This window comes from Micromonospora sp. IBHARD004 (assembly GCF_052814115.1).
On record NZ_CP199934.1, the window covers coordinates 4,167,809 to 4,191,682 of the forward strand.

At 74.7% G+C, this 23,874-nt stretch carries 20 protein-coding genes and 1 pseudogene; 6 read left to right on the forward strand and 15 right to left on the reverse strand.

Translation table 11 applies throughout. The features are described 5' to 3' along the window. Positions 1-89: 89 nt before the first annotated feature. Positions 90-1,538: an LVIVD repeat-containing protein gene (locus ACTWO6_RS20345; protein ID WP_446215409.1), complete on the forward strand. Its 1,449-nt coding sequence runs from the start codon at positions 90-92 to the stop codon at positions 1,536-1,538. Between the two features lie 56 nt (positions 1,539-1,594). Here the strand turns inward: ACTWO6_RS20345 and ACTWO6_RS20350 are convergent, their stop codons facing one another. From ACTWO6_RS20350 to tnpB, 9 genes are all read right to left on the reverse strand, one after another. Next, positions 1,595-2,596 carry a linear amide C-N hydrolase gene (locus tag ACTWO6_RS20350; protein WP_446215410.1) on the reverse strand — a complete coding sequence of 334 codons (1,002 nt, stop codon included), beginning with the start codon at positions 2,594-2,596 and terminating at the stop codon, positions 1,595-1,597. 98 nt (positions 2,597-2,694) lie between these two features. Next, positions 2,695-3,627, reverse strand: coding sequence for a PfkB family carbohydrate kinase (locus ACTWO6_RS20355; protein WP_446215411.1), 933 nt, complete (start codon positions 3,625-3,627; stop codon positions 2,695-2,697). 28 nt (positions 3,628-3,655) lie between these two features. Further along, the gene (locus ACTWO6_RS20360) at positions 3,656-4,159 is read right to left on the reverse strand and encodes a DUF1203 domain-containing protein (RefSeq protein WP_446215412.1); all 504 of its coding nucleotides are present in this window, start codon (positions 4,157-4,159) and stop codon (positions 3,656-3,658) included. A 219-nt stretch (positions 4,160-4,378) separates the two neighbouring features. Further along, positions 4,379-5,992, reverse strand: a complete 1,614-nt coding sequence (locus ACTWO6_RS20365) for an asparagine synthetase B family protein (protein ID WP_446215413.1) — start codon at positions 5,990-5,992, stop codon at positions 4,379-4,381. Positions 5,993-5,997: 5 nt separating this feature from the next. Beyond that, positions 5,998-6,966, reverse strand: a complete 969-nt coding sequence (locus ACTWO6_RS20370) for a hypothetical protein (RefSeq protein ID WP_446215414.1) — start codon at positions 6,964-6,966, stop codon at positions 5,998-6,000. Between the two features lie 110 nt (positions 6,967-7,076). Next, positions 7,077-7,883, reverse strand: a complete 807-nt coding sequence (locus ACTWO6_RS20375) for an isocitrate lyase/PEP mutase family protein (RefSeq protein WP_446215415.1) — start codon at positions 7,881-7,883, stop codon at positions 7,077-7,079. Continuing rightward, complete coding sequence (locus tag ACTWO6_RS20380) at positions 7,880-8,890, reverse strand: cytochrome P450 (protein WP_446215416.1); 1,011 nt, start codon at positions 8,888-8,890, stop codon at positions 7,880-7,882. The genes ACTWO6_RS20375 and ACTWO6_RS20380 overlap by 4 nt, the downstream gene beginning before the upstream one ends. 196 nt (positions 8,891-9,086) lie before the next feature. Continuing rightward, entirely contained in the window at positions 9,087-9,833 is a 747-nt protein-coding gene (locus ACTWO6_RS20385) for an ArsR/SmtB family transcription factor (RefSeq protein WP_446215417.1), read from the reverse strand. Between the two features lie 11 nt (positions 9,834-9,844). After that, positions 9,845-11,245 (reverse strand): IS607 family element RNA-guided endonuclease TnpB, encoded by a 1,401-nt coding sequence (gene tnpB, locus ACTWO6_RS20390; RefSeq protein ID WP_446215418.1) that lies wholly within the window; start codon positions 11,243-11,245, stop codon positions 9,845-9,847. A gap of 292 nt (positions 11,246-11,537) precedes the next feature. Here tnpB and ACTWO6_RS20395 point away from each other — a divergent pair, with 292 nt between their 5' ends. After that, on the forward strand, positions 11,538-13,757 hold the full coding sequence (locus tag ACTWO6_RS20395; protein WP_446215419.1) for a family 43 glycosylhydrolase: 2,220 nt from the start codon (positions 11,538-11,540) through the stop codon (positions 13,755-13,757). A 100-nt stretch (positions 13,758-13,857) separates the two neighbouring features. Here the strand turns inward: ACTWO6_RS20395 and ACTWO6_RS20400 are convergent, their stop codons facing one another. Genes ACTWO6_RS20400 through ACTWO6_RS20410 form a run of 3 tightly spaced genes read right to left on the reverse strand, consistent with a single transcriptional unit; the run spans position 13,858 to position 16,175 of the window. Then, positions 13,858-14,373: a 2'-5' RNA ligase family protein gene (locus ACTWO6_RS20400; protein ID WP_446215420.1), complete on the reverse strand. Its 516-nt coding sequence runs from the start codon at positions 14,371-14,373 to the stop codon at positions 13,858-13,860. 48 nt (positions 14,374-14,421) lie between these two features. Next, positions 14,422-15,027 carry a response regulator transcription factor gene (locus tag ACTWO6_RS20405; protein WP_446215421.1) on the reverse strand — a complete coding sequence of 202 codons (606 nt, stop codon included), beginning with the start codon at positions 15,025-15,027 and terminating at the stop codon, positions 14,422-14,424. Next, entirely contained in the window at positions 15,024-16,175 is a 1,152-nt protein-coding gene (locus tag ACTWO6_RS20410) for a sensor histidine kinase (RefSeq protein WP_446215422.1), read from the reverse strand. The genes ACTWO6_RS20405 and ACTWO6_RS20410 overlap by 4 nt, the downstream gene beginning before the upstream one ends. Before the next feature lie 133 nt (positions 16,176-16,308). On the opposite strand from ACTWO6_RS20410, the gene ACTWO6_RS20415 reads away from it, so the two are divergent. Continuing rightward, positions 16,309-17,151, forward strand: a complete 843-nt coding sequence (locus ACTWO6_RS20415; RefSeq protein ID WP_446215423.1) for a hypothetical protein — start codon at positions 16,309-16,311, stop codon at positions 17,149-17,151. 68 nt (positions 17,152-17,219) lie between these two features. Next, positions 17,220-19,019, forward strand: a complete 1,800-nt coding sequence (locus ACTWO6_RS20420; protein ID WP_446215424.1) for a DEAD/DEAH box helicase — start codon at positions 17,220-17,222, stop codon at positions 19,017-19,019. Between the two features lie 69 nt (positions 19,020-19,088). Here the strand turns inward: ACTWO6_RS20420 and lon are convergent, their stop codons facing one another. Further along, positions 19,089-21,425 (reverse strand): endopeptidase La, encoded by a 2,337-nt coding sequence (gene lon / locus ACTWO6_RS20425; RefSeq protein ID WP_446215425.1) that lies wholly within the window; start codon positions 21,423-21,425, stop codon positions 19,089-19,091. A 259-nt stretch (positions 21,426-21,684) separates the two neighbouring features. On the opposite strand from lon, the gene ACTWO6_RS20430 reads away from it, so the two are divergent. Continuing rightward, positions 21,685-22,032 carry a histone-like nucleoid-structuring protein Lsr2 gene (locus tag ACTWO6_RS20430; RefSeq protein WP_130337113.1) on the forward strand — a complete coding sequence of 116 codons (348 nt, stop codon included), beginning with the start codon at positions 21,685-21,687 and terminating at the stop codon, positions 22,030-22,032. Positions 22,033-22,148: 116 nt separating this feature from the next. Here the strand turns inward: ACTWO6_RS20430 and ACTWO6_RS20435 are convergent, their stop codons facing one another. After that, a complete protein-coding gene (locus ACTWO6_RS20435; RefSeq protein WP_446220709.1) occupies positions 22,149-22,319 on the reverse strand; it encodes a mycothiol transferase in 171 nt (56 codons plus the stop codon). A 20-nt stretch (positions 22,320-22,339) separates the two neighbouring features. Continuing rightward, a pseudogene (locus ACTWO6_RS20440) lies at positions 22,340-22,483 on the reverse strand (hypothetical protein); the annotation flags it as partial. A 134-nt stretch (positions 22,484-22,617) separates the two neighbouring features. Between ACTWO6_RS20440 and ACTWO6_RS20445 the strand changes: the two are divergent. After that, positions 22,618-23,865 carry an MDR family MFS transporter gene (locus ACTWO6_RS20445; protein ID WP_446215426.1) on the forward strand — a complete coding sequence of 416 codons (1,248 nt, stop codon included), beginning with the start codon at positions 22,618-22,620 and terminating at the stop codon, positions 23,863-23,865. The last annotated feature ends 9 nt before the right edge of the window (positions 23,866-23,874 follow it).

Here is a 23,874-nt window from a genome sequence, read left to right on the forward strand (position 1 = left end):
CACATATGATGTGACCCAGCTCACATTGAGGTCGGTCGTTCGCCGGTAAGGTGTGGACAATCATCATCCCCTTTCGAAGGGTCTCGCCGATGATCAGATTCCGTACTTCCCCATCCCGTCGACTCCGGATCGTGAGCCTCGCCGCCACCGGCCTCCTTCTCGCCAGCGTCGCCGCCGCCCCGGGCGCTCAGGCGACGCCACGGCTCAGCGCCGAACCCGCCACGGTGGACACCACCGGGCTCGGCGTCGACCAGATCTCCAGCAGCCCGAACATCCGGCAGATCGCCAGCCTGCCGAAGCAGGCGCCGTTCGACACCGAGAGCGCCTTCGGCACCGACATGGCCTTCCAGGGGCCGTTCGCGTATGTCGGCAACTACAACGGGTTCACGATCTACAACATCGCGAACGCGTCGAACCCGAAGATCATGTCGCAGGTGCTCTGCCCGGGGTCCCAGAACGACGTCTCCGTCTACGGTGACCTGCTCTTCCTCTCCACCGACTCCTCGCGCAGCGACGACTCCTGCAGCAGCGTCTCGCAGTCGGCGGCGGTCAAGGAGTCCTGGGAGGGCATCAAGGTCTTCGACATCAGCGACAAGACCAACCCGCGCTACATCAAGGCCGTCGAGACGGACTGCGGCTCGCACACGCACACCCTCGTGCCCGCGAAGGACGGCCTGTCCGTCTACCTGTACGTCTCCTCGTACAGCCCGGCGTCGGCCTTCCCCGACTGCCAGCCACCGCACGACTCCATCTCCATCGTCAAGGTGCCGCTTGAGACGCCCACCGACGCGGCGGTGGTGGCCACGCCGAACCTCTTCCCGGACGGCGGGTACCCGGGCCGCCCGGGCGGCTCCGCGACCACCGGCTGCCACGACATCACGGCGTACCCGCAGCAGGACCTGGCCGCCGGCGCCTGCATGGGTGACGGCATCCTGATGGACATCTCCGACCGGGAGGCGCCCCGGGTGATCAACCAGGTCCGGGACACGGTCAACTTCGCCTTCTGGCACTCGGCCACGTTCAACAACACCGGCACCAAGGTCATCTTCACCGATGAGCTGGGCGGCGGTGGCGCGGCGACCTGCAACACGGCCGTCGGGCCGAACCGCGGCGCGGACGCCATCTACGACGTCACCGGCAGCGGTGACGCCCGGACGATGGTGTTCCGCAGCTACTTCAAGATCCCCCGGGACAACTCCAGCACCGAGAACTGCGTGGCCCACAACGGCTCGCTGATCCCGGTGCCCGGGCGCGACATCATGGTCCAGGCCTGGTACCAGGGCGGCATCTCCGTCTGGGACTTCACCGACTCGTCGGCCCCGCGGGAGATCGGCTACTGGGAGCGGGGACCGATCTCCGACACCCGTCTGGTCCTCGGCGGCGCCTGGTCGTCGTACTACTACAACGGCAACATCTTCTCCAGCGACATCCAGAAGGGTCTGGACGTGCTGGAGATCGACCAGGCGTCCATCCCGGGCGCGGAGACGAGGCACTACACCCGGCTGAACGTGCAGACCCAGCCCGACTACCGGGACTGACGGTCTCCACCACACTCGGGCCCGGTCCCCGCACACGGGGGCCGGGCCCTCTCCCGTCAGCTCATCGGCAACTGGTAGCGCCGCTCGCCGTCACCGGTCGCGGTGACCAGCCGCACCTCGCCGGCCCGCAGCGCGTACGTCACCGACCAGCGGGTGTGCGGCTGCCGGACGACGTCGAGGATCTTCAGCGCGGCGGGTCCGTCCGCCACGCCGCCGGTCCGGTCCAGCGCGGCGGCGATCACCCCGTACCGGTGGTCCTGCCGCAGCACCTGCTCGGACACGCCCACCACCGGCACGTTGGTCAGTGCCTGCCAGGCGCCCCGGCCCCGGTGGGCCCGCATGGCCCCGTCGACGAACTCGACCACGGCGGACGCGCCGGTGGCGTCGGCGAGCAGGTAGTGCAGCGGCGGACCGCCGGCGAAGTCCAGGTTGTAGCGATCGAAGACGCCGATCGCCTCGTCCACCGTGGCGGCGTTGTCCAGCACGAGGCGCAGGATGCGTACCGAACCGACGGTGGGCCGGCCCGGCACCGGCCGCGCGATCGCCCGGTCGTCGGCGGCCAGTCCCACGGCGAGTCCGCGCTCGTTCATACCGTCGAAGGGCAGCAGCGGCGCGTTGAGCAGCCGGCGATCGCCGGCCGGGTCGGAGCCCACCCCGAGGTAGGAGATGTCCACCAGGGAGATCGAGGCGTAGCCGTCCGGCGGGTCGGTCCGTAGCACCAGGGCGGGGTTGGGCTCCCAGTCGAAGTTGCGGGCGAACAACGGCCGGCCACGGTCGCCGAGGGCGGCGAAGAGCGAACAGCCCAAGGGGCTCGCCGTGGACGGCGCGGACATGCCGACCGTCGGGTCGTAGTCGCCGGCGTAGGTCATCTCGTACAGCGGCAGGTCGTCGACCTTGCGCAGGCTGGCCAGGGTCCGCTCGACCTGGCCCGGGTCCTGCCGGGAGGCCGTCGGCGTCCCGGCCGCGGCCGGGGGCGGCGCCGGGGTCGGCGGACGCGTGCACGCGGTGACTTCGAGCAGCAGGACGCCGCCTGCGGCGATCAGAGTCCTCCTCCGCATACCGGCGACGCTAGGGCAGGCAGAGACGGTTGTCCATCGCCCCACCGGCCGCTCGCCTGCCTCGCCGTCCCGGCGCAGCCGTGCCGGCGGGCCGGCCGTCAGGACGCCGGGATGCGGGCCAGCTGCTCCTCGATCGCCGCCGGAGTGAGGGCCGGCCGGCCGCCGGGATGGCCCACCGTGGCGCCGGCCGCCGCGACCGCGTACCGGGCGGTGCGCTCGGGCGGCTCGCCGCGGAGCAGGCCGACGGTGAGCGCGGCGACGAACGCGTCGCCGGCGCCGGTGCTGTCCACCGTGGGCGTCTCGCTGAGCGGCACGAACAGCTCCCCGCCCGGCCAGACGAAGGCGTTCCCCTCCCCCGCCACCTCGACGGCCACCAGCGACGGCCCCCGCCCGAGCAGCTGCCGGCCGGCCCGCAGGCCGGCGTCGGCGTCCCGCGGCGGGTCGCCGACGATCAGGCCGACCTCCCGCGCGTCGGCGCGCAGCACGTCGGCGAGGGCGAGCAGCTCCGCCGCGCCGTCCGGGTCGTCCGGCGCGCCGTCCAGCAGCACCAGCCGGTCGGCCGCCCGGGCGCACCGCGCCGCCGCCAGCGCCGCCGGCAACGGCTGCTGCAGCTGTACGAGCACCGCCCGGGCCGCCCGCACCACGTCCTCCGCGCCGGCCACGTCCGCCTCGGTCAGCAGGGTCTCCTCGGGGATGTCCTCCAGGTAGCGCCAGCGGCCGTGGGCGTCCACCACGTCGACGATGAGCGCGCTCGGCGTGCCCTCCCGGCGGAGCACCGGGGCGACGTCGATGCCGTCGCTGCGCGCCCGGCCGAGCAGCCGGTCCCCGACCTCGTCCAGCCCCACCACCCCGAGCAGGCCGACGCGCGCGCCGAGCTGGGCGAGGCCGACGGCCTGGTTGGCGCCCTTGCCGCCGAGCAGCTCCCGTCGACACCGCACCGGGGCCGTCCGGGAGGCGTCCGGGACCTCGTCCACCAGCAGCACGAGGTCCCGCGCCACCTGCCCGACCGCGATCGCGTCCAGTCCCGCCATGCGGGGCTGATACCCGAGCCGCCCCCGGTCACGCCCCCGGCGGGGTGGCTCGGTCGCCGGCCCGCTCGATCGTGAACATGTAGCAGCCGTAGGCCACGTTGCGGCTGTGCAGCGCGACCACCGCCGGGTCGGCGAGGAGTTCGGCGATGACCGCCTCCGGGTCGTCGCCGTCGTGCAGCCGGCCGCCGTGGATGCGCCCCCGCCGGTCGTACGCCCGCAGCACCTGCGGACGCCCCCGCCACTGCGCCGGGTAGCCGCCGGCGGGATCCGCGCCCGGGCAGTCCGCGTCGTGGGCGAAGATCGGCCCCACCTCCCGGTACGGCCCGGCCGCCGGTGGCGGCGCGTAGCCGAAGAGCAGCAGCGGCTCGCCCGGGGTCGCGTCGCGCAGGCAGCAGCGCAGCGGCTCCCCGCCCTCGGCGGTGCACCGCTCCACCGGCTGCCCCGCCGCGTCGCGGCCGGTCTGCCGGACGGCGGCCAGCGCTCCGGCCGGTAGGGGGCGGACGAGGAAGGTGGTGTGGGTGGCTGTCGTCATGGCCCCACCCTCGCCCGGTCGGGGCGGGGATGCTGGCGGCGATCGGACCTCGCGTCACCGACCGGCACGGACGGGCTGCCGCGACGGCCCGATGCCGTCGTAGTGCCGCAGCATCCGGACCGACACCCGGCCGAGTCCGGCGAACTCCCCGATGGGGAACACGGTCCCCCCACGGTGGGCCCTGACCCGGTGTCAGAGTCAAGCGCAGGGTTCCAGGACTCAGCCCGGCAGCGGTGCCTCGTCGCCGCCCCGGGTCCGGCGCGGGCCGACCAGCCGGCGGACCACCGGCGCGGCGTTCCACCTCGCCGCGCCGACCAGGTCCCGGGCGTGTTCCAGCACGGTGTAGTCGGGGCGGGCCAGCCCGTCGGCGATCGCCCGGTCCAGGTCGTTGCCGCAGCGGGTGAGCACGCTGTCGAAGTCCCGTCTAACGGGTTCGAGCAGGTCGTAGCCGAACGACCGGTGCAGCCGGGCGAAGAGCGGCTTGTACAGCCGGGCCCGCTCGTGCAGCCCGGACGAGTACGACATCGGGCTCTTCGGCCGCCGTCGGACGTAGTCGGGCAGCACGTCGGCGAACGCCCGCCGGACGATCCATTTCTCCTGCCCGTCGCGCATCTTCAGCTCCAGCGGCAGCCGCATGGCCAGCTCCACCACGCTCAGGTCGAGGAAGGGCACCCGAGCCTCCACCCCGTGGTGCATGCTGGTCCGGTCGACCCGCTGCAACTCCGTACGACAGAGGTTGCGGATCCTGTGCAGGACGAGCCGGCGGGACCGTTCCGGGCCGACCCGGTGGTACATCGGGTAACCGCCGAACAGCTCGTCCGACCCGTCCCCGGTGAGCACCACCTTCACCCCCAGCTCGCGCAGCCGGCGGAAGATCGGCACCGAGACCACGGCGTTGATGATGTCGCCGTACTCGGTCAGCTCGGAGATCCGGATCGCCTCCCGGACGTCGGCCAGCCGGATGTCGCGCGGCCGCAGCTCGACCACCTCGTGCGGCACGCCGAGGTCGGCGGCGAACCGCCGGGCGTACGCCACGTCGGGGCTGTCCGGAACGCCGACGGTGATCGCCACGCAGTCCGGGTGCATCCGGTGGGCGTGCAGCAGCGCCAGCGAGCTGTCCAGCCCGCCGGAGAGGACCACGCCCACGGTCAGGTCGGTGTCCACCCGCATCCGGATGCTGTCGGTGAGCGCGACCCGAACGAGCAGGGCGGCCTCGTCCGGGTCGTCGATCACCGGCAGCCCCACGCCCAGCGTCAGCAGGTCGACGTGCGGGTGCAGCCGGACCGGGCCGTCCGGCTCGGCCCAGCCGTGGTGCCCGGGCGGCACCTCGCTGATCGGCGCCCCGTGCCCGACCAGCGCCTTGACCTCGGAGGAGAGGTGCAGGCAGCCCGGGCCGCGGGCCCAGTAGAGCGGCTTCACCCCGAGCGGGTCGCGGGCCAGGTACGCCCGGCCGGTGGCCCGCTCCACGACGGCGAGGGCGTACTCCCCGCGCAACCGGCGCACCGCGTCCTCGCCCCAGCGCAGGAAGGCCGCCAGCACCACCTCGGTGTCGCTCTCGCCCCGGAAGGCGTACCCGAGCCGCGTCAGCTCCACGCGCAGCTCACGGTGGTTGAAGACCTCGCCGTTGTAGCAGAGCAGGTACCGCTGGTCCGGCGAGACCCAGGGCTGCACCGCGCGGTCCCGGTCGACGACCCGCAGCCGCCGGACGCCGGCCAGCAGGCCGTTCTCCTGCCGCGTCTCGGTGACCTCGCCGCGCGGGGCGAGGACGGCCAGCATCCGGCGGAAGGTGGCCGGGTCGGCCTCCGGACCGATGCTGAGCGCGACGCCGCACATCCTCCTCAGATCCCCATCTCGGCCTCGTACGCCCGCCGCAGGCGGCGGTGGGCGGTGGGCGCGAGGCAGAGGTGCCAGGCCTGGCCCTCGTCGACCACGTTGATCTCGCCGGCGTCCTGCCGGGCCAGCAGCAGCCCGGCCAGGGTGTCCCGGACGCCGAAGCGCCGGTACCAGGCCAGCTCCACGTCGGCGGCGTAGCCGAGGCAGTGCCCGCTGGGCACCATGGCGGCGTACCCGAGGCGGCGCAGCCGGTGCTGGTGCTCGGCGCTGCGGGCCAGGCTGGTCACCCAGAGCGGCGGGGTGCCGGGCGGGGTGGCCAGAGCGAACTCCCGGGCGATGTCGTTGAGCAGGGCCACCACCTCGCGGCGGGCCCGGCGGAACATCAGCCCCGCGGTACGCGGGGTGGCGTCCGGGAGGAGCCGGCGGCGTACCGCGCGCAGGCTCCGGCCGAGGACGCTGGCCGGCTGCTCCAGGTACCGGAAGCCGAGCAGGCCACGGCGGCGCAGCCACTCCAGGTCGACCAGGTCGACGCTGCCGTTGACCTGCGCGTCGGTCGCGAAGGTGGGCGCATCCCGCCACCACATCACGTCGATGCGGGAGAGCAGGTAGATGCGGACCAGCGCGGTCAGGTCGGCGGCGGAGCTGCGGGCGTTCGGCTGGTAGCGGGCCATCTCCAGCAGCAGCGTCTCCCGGGCGCCGACGAACCCCTGCGCGGTGGCGTCGAGCACCGCGGCGATCGCCGGTTCGCGCAGCCGTTGGTCCAGCAGCACCTGCCGGGCGGCGGTCGACGGGGCGTCCGCCAGGGCGCCCACCTCGACGACCAGCTCCGCCACCGCGGCCCGGTACGCGGCCAGGTCCGGCTCCTCGGGCGTGGACCGGCGGGCCGGGGACGACGTGGGCAGGCGGCTGACGGGGGCGGTGGACGCGACGGCGGGCCCGGGCTGCTGGCCGGGGCTTCGGCTGGGCACTCGCATGGTCGGGTCCTCTCTCCGGGCAGGACACGGTGTGGGTGAACCGAAAAACACCGTAAGCACCAGAACCCGCGGATCCCCGAACAATCCTCCTATCTCCCCCAAACGACGCCCTATCCAGTGTGGTCCGCCCCGAACCGCCCGGACAGCTCCTGCACCCACCCGTACGACGGGACGGCCCGCGGCTCACCGTCGCGCCCGGCGCGGACGGCGTCGGCGAGGTCGAGCGCCGCGCCGAGGGCCGCGCGGAACAGCAGCGAGCCGGTGCTCACCCGGGCGACCCCGAGCCGGCCCAGCTCGGCCAGGCTCGGGCCGCCGGGTCGGTGCAGCACGTTCAGCGGGACGCCGACCTCGGCGGCGAGCAGCCCGACGGTGTCGTCCGGTGCCCCGGGGACGAAGACCGCGTGGGCGCCCGCGTCCCGGTACGCGCGGGCCCGGTGCAGGGCCTGCTCCAGCGGCTTGGGCACCCCCAGCCACCACGCGTCCGTGCGGGCGTTGAGGAAGAGCCCGGGCACCGCCGCCCGCACCGCGGCGACCTTGGCCGCCACCAGTTCGGGCGGGGCCAGCGTGCCGTCGGGGCGGCCGTCCTCGAGGTTGATCCCGACCACGCCGAGCGCGGCCAACTCGGCCACGTACCCGGCCACCGCCGCCGGATCGTCGCTGAAGCCGCCCTCGACGTCGACGGTGAGCAGCACCGGAAGCCCGCGCAGCCGGCGGGCGAGGTCGAGGTTCTCGCCTCGGGTCGCCGCCGCCGCGTCCGGTTTCCCGCCGGCCGCGGCGACCCCGAGGCTGGTGGTGCCGATCGCCGAATGGCCCCGGGCGGCGAGCGCCGCAGCGGAGGCGGCGTCCCAGGCGTTGGGGAGCAGCAGCGGGCGGCCCGGCCGGTGCAGGGCGTGGAAGGCGGCGTACCGGTCGTTCATCGCGGGATCACCTCGAGTCTGGTGGGGACGCGCAGCGTCGGGTGGGGGTCGTAGCTGATCTCGGCGCCTGTGGCGCGGCAGCGGCGGCGCAGCACGTCGACCACCCCGGCGGCCAGGGCCAGGGCGTGCCGCTCGCCCGGGCACCCCCGCGGCCCGGCGCCGAAGGTCGACGCGCGTCCGGGCCGGCCCGGGGAGAACCGGTCCGGCTCGGCGAAGACGGCCGGATCGCGGTTGGCCGCGTCGAAGCGGAGCAGCAGCGCGCTGCCGGCGTCGATCTCCCGCCCGCCGAGCCGCAGCGCGACGGTGGCGACCCGGCGGGTGGCGCGGACCGGCGGGTCGAGCCGGAGCACCTCGGCGAGCAGGTCGCCCGTCGACATCGACGCCGGCGCCGGCAGGACGTGCCGGGCGGCGGCGCCGATCAGCCCGGCGGTGGCGTCACAGGCCTGCACCAGCAGCCCGAGCCGGTTCGCGGTGACCTCCGGCGGGGCCGGCGGCGACATCGCCAGCAGGGTGTTGACCGCCCGGTCGGCGCGCGCCACCGCCGCCGGCGTCGCGCCCGGGTGATAGGCGGCGGCCACCGCGGCGACCGCCGGCACGGCCGCCGCCGGGTCGGCCAGGCCGAGCCGGGCCGTCAGCACCTCCAGCGGTACGCGCCGCGCCAGCCGCGCCATCACGTCGAGCCGCCCGCCGGCCCGGTCGAGCTCGCCCTCGGTCAGCCGGCCGGCGGCGGTCCGCAGCTCGTCCGGGTCGAGCTTGGCCAGGACGACCACGCCGACCGCGCGCCGGGCCGGGTGTCGCTCCGGGTCGCTGAACCGGCTCACCGCGCCACGCAGCCAGGCCAGGGTGCCCAGTGGCCCGCCCGGGGCGGTCGGCACCACGCAGTCGGGGTGGGTCAGCATGGCGGTCACGTCGGCGTGCCGCGTGACGGACCAGCCGCCCTCGACGTCGGGGACGGGCGGTCCGCAGGCGGGCGTGTCGGGCTCGGCGGCGATCATCGGCCAGCTCATGACCCGACGCTAGGCCCGGAACCCTTCGGCCCCCGCCGAACCGTCTCCGCGCGGCGCCCCACCCGCCGGTGGCCCCGCGCCAGATCGGCGATGTGGCGCCATCGCGCCCACCCGGACACCCCCACTTCGCCGAACTGGGGGCGAGCCAGTCGGCATAGGCGAAGGGCAGGCGCGGCGGGGCGGGCGAGGCGGGCGGTCAGGCGCGGCCGGCGCCGGTGTCGCGGGGCGGGGCGGGTGCGAGGTCGGCGGGGTCGAGGTGGAGGGCGGCGGCGAGGGCGGGCGCGCCGGCCGGGGTGAGGCGGATCGCGCGACCGGTGCCGCGTACGGTCCAGCCGAGGTCGAGGAAGCGGCGGCAGAGCGCCGCCCCGAGCGCGCCCGCCAGGTGGGGGCGGCGCTCGGTCCAGTCGAGACAGTCGCGCACCAGGGGCCGCCGGGCGGCCCGCAGCGGCTCGACCGGCACGCCGATCCCCGCCAGCCAGTCCAGGCCGGCGGGGGTGAGGGCGAGGCCGCCCGACCGGTCCAGCACGTTCCGGGCCAGCAGCCCGTCGTACAGCCGCACACCGAGCCGCCCGGCCAGGTGGTCGTAGCAGGTCCGGCCGTACGCCAGGGCGGCGCCGGCCGACGCGGCGCGCAGGGTGCGGGGTGGGGCCACCGGGGCGGGGGCGTGCCCGGCCAGGTCCTCGATGAGCTGAGCCACCGACGGGCCGACCAGGCGGACGTACCGGTGCCGGCCCTGCCGCTCCTCGACCAGCAGTCCGCCGCGGACCAGCCGGGTGAGGTGGTCGCTCGCGGTGGACGCGGCCACCCCGGCGGCGCGAGCCAACTCCCCCGCCGTCCAGGCCCGCCCGTCGAGCAGGGCCAGGCAGAAGCTGGCCCGGGTGCGGTCGGCGAGCAGCGCGGCGAGGCTGGCGACCGAACCGCCGTCGGTGCTGGTGGTGGTCATGCCGTTTCCTTTCATGATGCGTGGGTGAGCTCATGATTGGATGTCCTACCTTGCGGTGGGACGGTCCCGGTGTTCCCCGCGGTGGCGGTGCCGGGTTGACGTTTCACAGCCACCAGCCCGCCAGGGCGGGTCTTACGGTCGGCTCCGCGTCCGTTTCGCGTCTCCGGGCCACTCCCGGCGACGGTGACCGCCAGGGCGGCCAGGTTCCGTGCGGCGTTGACGTCCCGGTCCAGGACGAGGCCACACGTGGTGCAGGTGTAGGTGCGCTCGGACAGGGCGAGTTTGGTTTTCACCGCGCCGCAGCCCGAGCAGGTCTTCGAGGACGGATACCACCGGTCGGCCACCACCAGCCGGCCGCCACTCCACCCCGCCTTGTACGCCAGTTGCCGCCGCAGCTCGGCGAACCCGGCATCGGCGACGCGCCGAGCCAGCCGCCGATTGGCGAGCATCCCGGACACGTTGAGGTCCTCGACCACAATGGTGCCGTACTCGGCGGCGAGCCGGGTGGTCAGCTTGTGCAGACCGTCACGGCGCAGATGAGCGACCCGGGCGTGCGCCCGACCGAGCCGGGCGGACGCCCGCTCCCACCGCTTCGACCCACGCCGGCCCGTGCGCCGGTCAGGGCCGACCCCGCGAGACATGCGCCGAGCGAGACGCCGCAACCGGCAGGCGGCGGCGTCCAGGTAGCGCGGGTTGGGCTCCACCTCACCGGTGGACACCACCGCCAGATGCGTCACACCCAGGTCCACGCCGACCACCGCTTGTGGCTGGTGTGGAGTGCGTGCGGCGCGGTCGACGTCGACGCAGAACGCCACGTACCAGCGGCCACCGTCGCGGCGCACCGTCGCCGACAAGATCCGGGCGGTGCCCGCCTCCAGGCGGCGGGCGAGCTTGCGGGCGGACTCGTGCAGCTTCAACCGGCCGAGCCGGGGCAACACCACATGCCTGCGGTCCGGCTCGACCCGGATGGCCCCGGTGGTGAACCGCACCGACGGGGTCGAGTGGCGGCGTGACTTGAACCGGGGGAACCCCACCCGCCGTCCGGCACGCTTGCCGGTGCGGGAGTCGGACCAGTTCTTCAACCCCCGGGCCAGGGCGTCCAGGCCGGTGTTGAACGCCTCCTTCGAACACTCGGGCCCACCACGGTGCCACATCGGACTTCGCCCGATTCCACGCTCTACGCAGCGCCGGCAGAGACCAACCAATCGTGGGGGTGAGGTGCTCTCGTCGGGGATGCCGTAGGAACGCTCAGCGGCCCGCTGATCCATCACCGCCCTGACCCGGGCCAGCGCCCAGTTGTGCGCCACCCGCGCCGCACCCGCATGAGCCAACACCACCCGCTCCTGCCGGGGCGTCACGTCCAACGCGAACCGGTACGCCTGCACGACACTCAACCGCTCCCGGTCCGCCACGCCCAGCACCGTAACCACCCGGTACGACACTCACCCGCAACCACCACGGCCGCCCCCCACCACAGCGCGCCGCCGACCACCGGATCCCCCTCACGATGCACCACCCACACCGCAAGCCACTCCTCCTGTCACCAACACCTACTCAACCGGGAACAGTTGACTGCCCCATGCTGGCACGCGGACGTTTCGGCGCTCACCGAACGGTGCCGCCGCCCTTTACATCGTTGTATCCAACGTTGTAGAAACGGTGACACCGCAGTGACCTCTGTCGAACCGACCCGAGGCAGGTCTGATGGGACACCTCCACCGTGGCGGCGTGCTCGCCGCCGTACTCGGACTGGTGCTGGCGACGACGGCCTCCGCGCCGGCCGTCGCCGGTTCCGGGCCCGACCGCTACCGCAACCCGGTCTCCGCCGGATTCGCCGACACCTTCGCCGACCCGGTCGTCGTCCGCGGCGACGACGGCCTCTGGTACGCCTACGGCACCTCCGACCCGCTCCGGCAGGGCGAGCGGCAGGCCCACCGGGTGCCCACCGCCCGCTCCGCCGACCTGGTCCACTGGACGTACGTCGGCGACGCCTTCGGCCCCGACCAGCGCCCGTCCTGGGCCGCCCCCGGCGCGGCGTTCTGGGCGCCCGACGTGCGCCGGGTCGCCGACCGGTGGGTCATGTACGTGACGGTCACCGACACCACCGTCTCCGCCGACACCTTCGACACCGCCATCGGTGCCGCCACCGCACCCACCCCGACCGGCCCGTGGACCTTCGCCGACCAGCCGGTGGTCGCCCCGCGCCCCGGCGGCGGTGGCGGCTACCTGTGGACCATCGACCCGAGCCAGTTCACCGACGTCGACGGGCGCACCTACCTCTACTTCGGCAGCTACTACGGCGGCATCTCGGTCACCGAGCTCACTGCCGACGGGCTGCACGCGGTCGGCGCCCCGAGCCTGGTCGCCGTCGACAACAAGTTCGAGGGCGGCTACGTGCTGCGCCACGACGGCTGGTACTACCTGTTCGCCTCCACCGCGAACTGCTGCGCCGGCCCGGCCACCGGGTACTCCGTCCAGGTGGGACGCTCGAGGAGCCCGCGCGGCCCGTTCGTCGACCGGGACGGCCTGCGGCTGGACGCCTCCCGGGCCGGCGGCACCCCGGTGCTCACCCAAAACGGCAACCGCTGGATCGGCACCGGCCACAACGGCTTCCTCACCGACCTGTCCGGCCAGGACTGGATCGGCTACCACGCGATCGACCGGGCCGACCCGTACCTCGACGAGCCGTTCGGCATCAACGAGCGGCCGATGCTGGTGGACCGCCTCGACTGGATCGACGGCTGGCCCACCGTGAACGCCGGGGCCGGCCCGTCGGAGCAGCCGCGGCCCGCGCCGGTCACCACCGCCCGGCTCGACGAACGCTTCGACTCCCCCACGCTCACCCGCTGGCGGGCCGGCGACGACACGTGGCAGGTGACCGACGGGCGGCTCACCGGCACCGGCGCGCTGACGAGTCGTACCGCCGCCGGGGGCGACGTGCGGGCGGAGGCCGACCTGCGGCTGACCGGGGCGGACGCCGCCGGGCTGCGGCTCGGCCGGGTGGAGGTCCGGGTCGACGGCGGGCAGCTGACCGCCCGCGAGGCCGGCGGGGCCACCGCGCGGGCTCCGCTGCCCGCCGGGTTCAACCCCGCCGACCGGCACAACCTGGCCGTCGAGGTCCGCGGCCGGCAGCTCGTCGCCCAGCTGAGCCCGGCCCGCCTCGGCGACCAGCTCGCCGTGGCCACGCTGCGGCTGACCCAGCCGGTCGCCGGCCCGCTCACCCTCCTCGCCGACGGCGGGACCGGCGAGTTCGACAACGTGAGCGTCGCCCGGCTGTACCGGCCGGCGCGGCACGCGGTGGCGCCGCCCCGCGTCGGCCCGCTGCTCGCGGACTGGTCCGACGAGTTCGACGACGGGCTCGACCCGGCCTGGCAGTGGGTCCGGCGGAACCCCGCCGCCACGGTCGGCGACGGTGCGCTGCGCTGGCCGGTCGAGTCGACCGACCTGGTCGGCACCGGCAACACCGCCGGCGTGCTGCTGCGCGACGCGCCCACCGGGGACTACGTGGCGGAGACCAAGGTGACCGTGGACCTCGGCGAGGAGACCGTTCGCAACTACCAGCAGGCCGGCCTGGTGGCGTACGTGGACGACGACCGGTTCGCCCGGCTGAGCCAGGTGGCGATCTGGAACACCCGCCAGGTCGAGTACGGCTACGAGCTGCCCTTCGCCGGCCAGCCGGTGTACGGCGGCAGCATCGTCGGCACCCCGGCCACGACCACCTGGCTGCGGCTGGCCCACCGCGTCGACCCGGCCACCGGGGAGCACGAGTTCCGGGCCGGTTCCAGCCGGGACGGCGTGCGCTGGACCTGGGGCGGGGTGTGGACCTTCCCGGCCGACACGACGCCCCGGATCGGCCTGGTCGCGCACGGCGGCGCCGCGCCGCCGGTGACCGCGGAGTTCGGCTACCTCCGCTTCTACCGTTGATTCGGGGTTGGGGGTCGTCCGCCGTCGCGCGGCCGACCCCCGACGGCTCGCCGTACCACAGGTGGACGACCGCCGCCGCGAGGAGTGGCCCGGCCCCGAATCAGGCGGCGGCCAGCTCGCTGACCGTCCGGGTGTCGCCGTCGTAGCTGCGCGCGCCGACGAGCTCCCCGCTCGGCCGGTCGGCGCCGGCCAGCGCCCGGGCCAGCCGCCGGTCGGCGTCCCGGAACCGCAGCGCCAGGCTCAGGTGCGGGATCCACCGCCCCGGCAGGTGCCACGGATTCTGCCCGGGCGCGCCCGCGAGGACGTCCCAGACCGCGCCGTGCAGGGCGACCAGCTCCGGTACGGGCCGGACCAGCCAGACCAGCGGGGCACTGCCGTCGAGCACCTCGACCCGCTGGAGGCGGGCCGGCAGGGGCAGCGCGGCGGCGCAGAGGTCGGCGAGGCGTTGTTCGGCGCCGGGCGGGAACTCGTCGACCGAGGCGAGGGTCAGGTGGGGCCGGTTGGTGGGGTGGGTGTTGCGGGCCAGGCTGGGCAGCCCGGCGGCGGCGAGCCGGTCCCAGATTCCCCGGACCGTCTCCTCCAGCGGCGGGGAGCAGACCAGTTCGACCGTGCGCACCCGGTCAGGCTAGTCGCCGCCGGTGTGCGGGGATGTCCCCGGGAAGTCCTAGAGCCACCCCGCCTCACGGGCGATCCGGACCGCCTCCGCCCGGTCGGCCGCACCGAGCTTCTGCACGCTGGCCGCCAGGTGGTTGCGGACCGTGCCGGCGGCCAGGTGGGTACGCCGGGCGATCACCGCGACCGGGGTGCCGTACTCGGCCAGCCGCAGCGTCTCCAGCTCCCGCGGGGTGAGCGGGCAGGGCGGCAGGGTCAGCGCGTCGGCGGCCAGCGCCGGGTCGACGTAGCGCTCGCCGGCATGGACCCGGCGGATCACCTCGGCGAGCGCGCCGCCGGGGGCGCCCTTGGCCAGGAAGCCGCGGGCCCCGGCGGTCAGCGCCCGGCGCAGGTGGCCGGGACGGCCGTGCCCGGTCAGGATCACCACCGCGCAGTTGGGCAGCGCCCGACCGAGTTCCGCCGCGACCTCGATCCCGGCCGGCGGCGGCATCTCCAGGTCGACCACGGCGACGTCCGGCCGGTGGGACCGGGCGGCGTCGAGCGCGGTACGCCCGTCGTGGGCCTGGGCCACCACCTCGATGTCGCCCTCGATGCCGAGCAGGGCGGCGAGGGCGTGCCGGATCAGCTCCTCGTCGTCGGCGAGCAGCACGCGGATCACGAGGTCACCGGCACGGTCGCGCGGAGGGTGAAGACCCCGGCCTCCCGGCGGGCGACGACACGCCCGCCGGTGGACGCGAGCCGCTCGGCCAGGCCGCGCAGCCCGTGGCTGTGACCGTCCGGGCCGACGTGCGGGTCGACGCCGTCGTTGCTCACCGTCACCGTGGCCACGTCGCCGTCCCAGCTGATCTCGATCCGGCACCAGCCTGCCCGGCTGTGCCGCAGCACGTTGGTGGCGGCCTCCCGGAGCACCGCCCCCAGTTCGGCGGCGGCGCCGGCCGGCAGCTCCCCCGGCGGCCGTACGACGTCGCAGCGCACCCCGCACGAGCGCAGCACCTCCCGCACCGCCGCGAGCTGCTCGGACAGGTCGACCGTCCGGTACCCGTGCACCGCCTCGCGGACCCGGTGCAGCGCCGAACCGGCGAGGCGCTGCACCTCGGCCGCCTCCCGACCGGCCCGCCCGGCGTCGGCCGGCGCGAGCCGGGCGGCGAGCTCCGCCTTCAGCGCGATCACCGTGAGGTCGTGCCCGAGCAGGTCGTGCACGTCCCGGGCGAAGCGCAGCCGCTCCTCGGCGGCGGCCAGCCGGGCCCGGGCGTCGTGCCCCTGCCGGGCCTCCACGAGCAGGTCCCAGAACCACACCTGAGCCCAGTTGACCGCCGCGATCCCGGCCCCGACGCCCCCGGTGATCGCCAAGCCGGGGCCGACCGGCCCACCGGTCCAGGCGGCCACCGCGAGCGACGTCACCACGGTCAGCGCGGCGGCGGCGAGCGCGGTGCCGGGCCGCAGCAGCAGCGGGGTCATCCCGACCAGCGAGGCGCCCAGCCAGGCCCAGGTCGGCCACCCGCCGGCCGCCACCGGGCCGACCAGCGGCACGCTCAACACCGCGGACAGGGCGAACGCGACCTCGGACCGGCGCCGCCACCGCTGGGCCAGCCAGGGCGTGACCGCGGCGTGGAGCACGCCGGCCTGGGCGACGGCGAACGCGGCGACGCCCACCGCGCCGAGGGTCAGCCGCAGCGGGTCGGGCTCCCGGGTCAGGCCGACGCCGGGCAGCAGCAGACTGGTCCAGAGGCTGGTCGCCAGCGACGCGAGGGTGACCTGACGGGCGCGGCGCAGCCGCCGGTCCGCCCTCGCCGTCCCGACCGTCATGTCCGCCGATCCTAGGGCCCCGGTCGGTCCCGTCCACCCCTGCGGAATGTCACGGACCGCCCGTGCGTTCCGCACGGCTTTCCCGTGACGGTCGCGCCTGTTCCCCGGCGCGGGTGTGCCGCAGAGTCGAGACATGTCCGAGACGCTCGCCGTACCCGCTTCCCCGCCGACCCCCGCGGACCACCGCACCGGCCGCCGCCTGCTGCGGCACCTGGCCGAGATGACCGTCGCCATGGTGGTCGGGATGCTGCTGCTCGGTCCGCTCTGGCGTACGGCCGGCGCGGCGCTGGGCTTCTCCGCCGGGCTGGCCCGCCCGGAGGTCGCCGCCCTCGTGATGGCGACCGACATGTCGATCGGGATGGCGGTGTGGATGTGGCACCGGGGCCACGGGGCCCGCGCCACCGCCGAGATGGTCGCCGCCATGTACGTGCCGTTCCTGCTGCTGCTCGTGCCCTTCGCCGCCGGGCTGGTCGGCGGGGACGCCCTGCTGCTCGGCGGCCACCTGCTGATGGTGCCGGCGATGGTCCTGGTCGCCCTGCGGCACCGGCGCCACCACCCGACCCCGACGCCCCGGCACCCGGTGGTCGCCGCGCTGGCGGCCCGCTGGCCGACCTGGCTGGCGCTGCTGATGACGGTCGACAACTGGGTCGCCCCGATGGTCCTGCCGCCGTGGAGCCTGCTGGTCCTGCCGGCCGGCTACCTGCTGATCGGCACGCTGCGCCGGCAGTGGCGTACCCCGGGCGCGCTGCCGGCGCAGCTGGCCGGCCTGGCGGGCTGGACGGCCCTGGCCGTGCTGGCCGCTGTCGCCGACGACGGGCCGGCGCGGTGGCTGGTGGCCGCCGGCTGGCTCGGGCACGCCGGCTGGGACATGGCGCACCACCGGCGCGGCGCGGTGGTGCCGCGCGGGTACGCCGAGTGGTGCGCCGTCCTGGACGCCGTCGTCGGGCTCACCATGGTGCTGGCCATCGTCGGATAAACGTGTCGGGGGCGACCGTTGTGCCGGTCGCCGCGACGGCCCGGCGGGGGTGATGAAAGGCTTGGCCCATGAGTTCCGCACCAACACCGACCGACCCCACCCCCGCCGCCGACACCGACGAGGCGACCGCCTTCGCGGATCTCGGGTTGCGCGCCGAGCTGCTGGGCGCGCTCTCCGCGCTCGGCTACGAGGAGCCGACCCCGATCCAGCGGGAGGCGATCCCGCCGCTGCTGGCCGGCCGGGACCTGCTGGGGCAGGCGGCGACCGGTACGGGCAAGACCGCCGCGTTCGCCCTCCCGCTGCTGCAGCGGATGCCGGACGACCGGAGCGGCGGTGACCCGGTTTCGCTGGTGCTGGTGCCCACCCGGGAGCTGGCGGTGCAGGTCTCCGAGGCGTTCCACCGCTACGGCAAGGACCTCGGCACCCGGGTCCTGCCGATCTACGGCGGCCAGCCGATCGGCCGTCAGCTGCGCGCCCTGGACATTGGCGTGGACGTGGTGGTGGCCACCCCGGGCCGGGCGCTGGACCACATCGCCCGGGGCACCCTGCGGCTCGGTTCGCTGGCCACCGTGGTGCTGGACGAAGCGGACGAGATGCTCGACATGGGCTTCGCGGAGGACATCGAGGCGATCCTGGAGCACGCCCCGGCGCAGCGGCAGACGGTGCTGTTCTCGGCGACCATGCCGTCCCGGATCGACGGGCTGGCCCGCAAGCACCTGACCGACCCGCAGCGCATCCAGATCGAGCGTGAGCGGGCGGTGGCCGGCGAGGCCCCCCGGGTGCGGCAGAGCGCGTACATCGTGGCCCGGGGGCACAAGCCGGCGGCGCTGGGGCGGGTGCTGGACGTGGAGTCGCCGACCGCGGCGATCGTCTTCTGCCGCAGTCGGGAGGAGGTGGACCGGCTCACCGAGACGATGAACGGGCGGGGCTACCGGGCGGAGGCGCTGCACGGCGGGATGAGCCAGGAGCAGCGGGACCGGGTGATGGGCCGGCTCCGGTCGGGCACCGCCGACCTGCTGGTCGCCACCGACGTGGCGGCCCGTGGCCTGGACGTCGAGCAGCTCACCCACGTGGTCAACTACGACGTGCCGTCGGCGCCGGAGTCGTACGTGCACCGGATCGGCCGGGTGGGCCGGGCCGGCCGGGAGGGCGTGGCGATCACCCTCGCCGAGCCGCGCGAGCACCGGATGCTCAAGACCATCGAGCGGGTCACCGGGCAGCGGATCGCCATCGACAAGATCCCGACGGTGGCGGACCTGCGGACCCGGCGGCTGGAGCTCACCCAGGCCGCGCTGCGGGAGAGCCTGCTGGAGGATGACCTCGATCCGTTCCGGGTGATCGTGGAGTCGCTGTCGGACGAGTTCGACATGATGGAGGTCGCCCTCGCCGCGGTGAAGCTGGCCCACGAGGCGACCCTGCCCGGCGCCGCCGACGAGGTGGAGATCCCGCAGGTCGCGGTCCGTCCGCAGCGGGAGACCCGGCCCGGGTACGAGGGCCGCGGCGGGGAGCGGCGCGGCGGGGGCGCCCGGCCGCGTACCGGCGGCACCACGCAGGTCTTCATCGGGCTGGGCCGGCGCGCCGGGGTCCGGCCGCAGGACCTGGTCGGGGCGATCACCGGGGAGACCCAGCTCAGCGGCCGGGACATCGGCTCGATCGAGATCGCCGACCGGTTCTCGCTGGTCGAGGTCCCGGTCGGGGTCGCCGACGACGTGATCAACGGGCTGCGCGGCAGCACCATCAAGGGCCGCAAGACCACTGTACGGCTGGATCGTGACGGCGACGGGGGCGGCGAGCGCCGCTTCGAGGGGGCCGACCGGCGCGAGCGGCGCGACCGGGACTTCGGCGCCGAGCGGCGGGACCGGCGCTGAGCCACGCGCGGAGGCCCCCTGCCGGTCCGGCAGGGGGCCTCCGGGTATCCCGTCCGAAGCGGGTGGTGGTCAGGCCGCGCTGAGCGTCTGACCGCCGAGCGTCTCCACGTCGACGTCGGCGGGGCGCAGCGCCAGGGCGAGCACGTCGGCGACGTCGGCGAGGGTGTGGATGGTCAGCGCCTCGCGGACCTCGGTGGGGAGGTCGTCGAGGTCCGGCTCGTTGCGGGCCGGGATGATCACCTCGGTCAGGCCGGCCCGGTGGGCGGCGAGCAGCTTCTGCTTCACCCCGCCGATGGGCAGCACCCGGCCGGAGAGGGTCACCTCGCCGGTCATCCCGAACTCGGGGCGGACCGGCCGGCCGGTCACCAGCGACGCCAGCGCGGTGACCATGGTGATGCCGGCGCTGGGGCCGTCCTTGGGCACCGCGCCCGCCGGGAAGTGCACGTGGATCCGCCGCCCGGCGAGGGCGTTCGGGTCGATGCCGAGGCGTCGCCCGTTGGACCGCAGGTACGACAGCGCGATGTGCGCCGACTCCTGCATCACGTCGCCGAGCTGGCCGGTCAGGGTCAGCCCCGGCTCGCCCTCCATGCTGGTGGCCTCGATGAAGAGCACGTCGCCGCCGGCGCCGGTGACCGCGAGGCCGGTGGCCACGCCGGGCACCGCCGTCCGCTCGGCCGACTCCGGGGTGAACCTGGGCCGGCCCAGGTAGCGGGCCAGGTTGCCGTTGTCCACCCGGACCGGGCCCGGGTCGGTGGCGAGTTCAACGGCGACCTTGCGGAGGATCTTCGCAAGGCCCCGTTCGAGCTGCCGTACGCCCGCCTCCCGGGTGTACTCCCCCGCGATCCGGGCGAGGGCCTCGTCGGCGACGGTGACCTCGTCGGCGGTCAGCCCGGCCCGCTCCCGCTGCCGGGGCAGCAGGTGGTCGCGGGCGATGGCCACCTTCTCGTCCTCGGTGTAGCCGTCCAGGGTAACCAGCTCCATCCGGTCCAGCAGCGGGCCGGGGATGGTCTCCACCACGTTGGCAGTGGCCAGGAAGAGCACGTCGGACAGGTCGAGGTCGACCTCCAGGTAGTGGTCCCGGAAGGTGTGGTTCTGCGCCGGGTCCAGCACCTCCAGCAGGGCGGCGGCCGGGTCGCCGGAGTAGCCGACGGCCAGCTTGTCCACCTCGTCGAGGAGCACGACCGGGTTCATCGAACCGGCCTCGCGCAGCGCCCGGACGATCCGGCCGGGCAGCGCGCCGACGTAGGTGCGCCGGTGGCCGCGGATCTCCGCCTCGTCGCGGACGCCGCCGAGGGAGACCCGGACGAAGTTGCGGCCGAGCGCCCGGGCGACGGACTCGCCGAGGCTGGTCTTGCCGACGCCGGGCGGGCCGGCGAGGGCGAGCACCGCGCCGGAGCCGCGCCCGCCGACGACGCCGAGGTTGCGCTCGGCCCGGCGGTTGCGCACCGCGAGGTACTCCAGGATGCGGTCCTTCACGTCGGCCAGGCCGGCGTGGTCGGCGTCGAGCACCGCGCGGGCCGCGGCCAGGTCGGTGTTGTCCTCGGTACGCGTGCTCCACGGCATCTCGAGCACGGTGTCGAGCCAGGTGCGGATCCAGCCGGCCTCCGGGGAGGCGTCGCTGGCCCGCTCGAGCTTGCCGACCTCGCGCAGCGCCGCCTCGCGGACCTTCTCCGGCAGGTCGGCGCTCTCCACCCGGATGCGGTAGTCGGCGGAGCCGTCCGGCTCGTCCTCGCCGAGCTCCTTGCGGATCGCGGCGAGCTGCTGGCGCAGCAGGAACTCGCGCTGGGACTTCTCCAGCCCCTCGCGGACGTCGCTGTTGATCTGCTCGGTGACCTCCTGCTCGGCGAGGTGGTCCTTCACCCAGCCGACGAGGAGCTCCAGCCGGGCGGTGACGTCCGGCGCGGCGAGCAGTTCGGTCTTCTGCGCCAGGCTGAGCCAGGGCGCGTAGCCGGCCGCGTCGGCCAGCTCGGAGAGGTCGGTCATCCGCTCCATGGCGTCGATGACCTGCCACGCGCCGCGCTGCTGGAGGACCGAGGTCATCAGCGCGCGGTACTCGCGGGCGAGTTCCCGGGCCCTGCCGGCCGGGGCGGGTTCGTCGAGTTCGGTCGCCTCGACCCAGAGGGCGGCGCCGGGTCCGGGGACGCCGGAGCCGATCCGGGCCCGGGACAGGCCGCGGACGACGGCGGCGGGTTCCCCGTCGGGCAGCCGGCCGACCTTCTCGATGGTGGCGACCGTGCCGACGGAGCCGTACTCGCCGTCGATGCGGGGCACGGCGAGGAGCTTCTTGTCGCCGGTGGCGCGGGCCGCGTCCACCGCGGCCTGCGTGGTCGGGTCGAGGGTCACCGGGATGACCATGCCGGGCAGCAGGACGGCGTCGGTCAGCGGAAGTACCGGAAGAGTTGCCATCGAACACCTGCTATCACGTTGAGATTGAGCGTGTCAGGCTCAAGTAACAAAGCGTTCCCCTTGTTCCGGGCTGTGACCCACGCCACGTCCCCGGAACCGACCGGCGGCCGACCCGCCCCCCGCCACCGGCCGGGGGTGGACGATTTCGCGACCGGATTAGGCGACCCGCCGAATGGCAAACGGCGGGTATTGTTGCGAATTCGCCGCGCCATACGTCAAACTCTTAGCCACACCCCGCCCGACACAGGGAGCAATGGCGATGGCAAGGAAAGTAATCACCGTTCTGACCGACGACCTGGACGGCGGAAAGGCCGATCGGACCGTCGAGTTCAGCCTGGACGGCGTGGCGTACACCATCGACGTCTCCGACGAGAACGCGGGTGTGCTGCGTAAGGCGCTGGACCCCTACATCAGCGCTGGCCGGCGGATCGGCCGCGGACCCGTCGAGGCCGCCCGCGCCGCGCGCCGCCCGGGGCGCCCGGCCACCTCCGGAATGGACCGCGAGCAGAACCGGGCCATCCGGGAATGGGCCGCCAAGAACGGCTACGAGATTTCCGAGCGGGGCCGCATCCCGGTCTCCGTGGTGGAGGCGTACAAGAACCGCTGAGCGGTCGGGTATCACCTTCGGGCACGCCGGGGTCACGCTGAGAAATCGGCGTGGCCCCGGTCGCTTTTTCAACCGTTCACAATTTCCCGCCCTGCGTGTCCACGCCGCCGGGCTGATCACTCCCCGATCTTCCCGTCGAGCAGCTGGCGGGCCACGTCGAGCTGACCCACGTGCCGGGCGTACTCCTGGAGCAGCTGGAAGAGGATCCGGCCGAGGCTGGGCGCCTCCTCCGGCGTGCGGAACCGACCACCCAGCCGAGGTGGCGGACCAGCCCCAGCGGCGCCCAACCGAGGCCGTCGACCGGCGTCCGCAGCGCGGCCTCGGAGAGCCCGGCGGTCTTGCGCTCCAGCGCCCGGCGGTACCAGTCGAGGTAGCCGAGCAGCAGTTCGCGCGGGTCGCTGACGTGGTTGCCCGGCCCGTCCAGCAGCGCCGGGAAGCGCTCGGTCGACATCGGTCGACGGTACGGCCCGGAAGGTGAGCCGCGCCACCATGATCGACGCCGGACCGTAGGAGTGTCGTACCCCTGGGCTGTAATGACCGGAGTAGCTAGCAGGCATTACACAAGACGACTCTCGGGGGTGGCGCGTGGCGACCTGGTGGCGGCAGACGGCGGGCGGACTCCCGCGCACGTTCTGGTATCTCTGGACCGCCACCCTGATCAACCGGCTGGGCAGCTTCGTCGCCATCTACCTCGGCGTCTACCTGGTCTCGGTACGCCACTTCGACGCGTCGTACGCCGGGATGGTGATCGGGTTGCACGGCGCCGGCAGCGCGGTCGGCACGCTGCTCGGCGGGATCGTCGCGGACCGGTGGGGGCGGCGGCCGGCCATGCTGGCCGGCAACGTCACCGCCGCGGCCACCGCGAGCGCCCTCGGGCTGAGCACCCAGCCGGTCGCCATCGCGCTGCTCACCCTGCTGCTCGGGCTCTGTCTCGGCGTCGCCCGGCCGGCCTTCACCGCCACCATCATCGACGTGGTCGGCGAACGCGACCGGCTGCGGGCGATGACGCTCAACTACTGGGCCATCAACATCGGCTTCTCGGTGGCCGCGACCGTGGCCGGCCTGCTGGTCCGGGTGGACCCGCTGCTGCTCTTCCTGGTCAACGCCGCCGTGCTGCTCGGCACCGCCGCGCTGATCGCGGTCAAGGTGCCCGAGTCCCGGCCGGCCCCGGTCACCATCGGACAGTTCACCCGGGCGGACCGGGGCGGGCTCGGCGTGGTGCTGCGGGACCCGGTCTTCCTGACCTTCACCGCGCTCACCGGGCTGGCCTGGCTCTGCATCGAGGCGAACGTGATGCTGCCGGTGGCGTTGCAGGCCGACGGGCTGCCCGCAGCCGCGTACGGGCCGATCATCGCGGTGAACGGACTGATGATCGTGGTGGGACAGCTCTTCGTGCCGCGGCTGATCGGCCGCTTCGACCGGTCCCGCACCATCGCGGTGGCGGCGGTGGTGATCGGCACCGGCTTCGCGCTCACCGCGCTGGCGGAGAGCATCTGGTTCTACGGGCTCGCCGTGCTGGTCTGGACACTCGGCGAGATGATGATGACGCCGGCCAACTCGGCGCTGACCGCCGACCTCTCCCCCGCCGCCCAGCGCGGCCGCTACCAGGGCGTCTACTCCCTCGGATACGCCTTCGCCACCTTCGGCGGCCCGACCGTCGGTGGGCTGGTCACCGACCGGTTCGGCGACGCCGCGCTCTGGCTGGGCCTGTTCGGCCTGGCCCTGCTGGTGGCGTTCGGCAACCTGCTCGCCGCGCAGGCCCGGACCCGGCGGATCGGCGCGCTGCGGGCCCCGGCCGACGAACCCGCCCGACCGGCGCCCGCGCTGGTCTGACGGAAACGG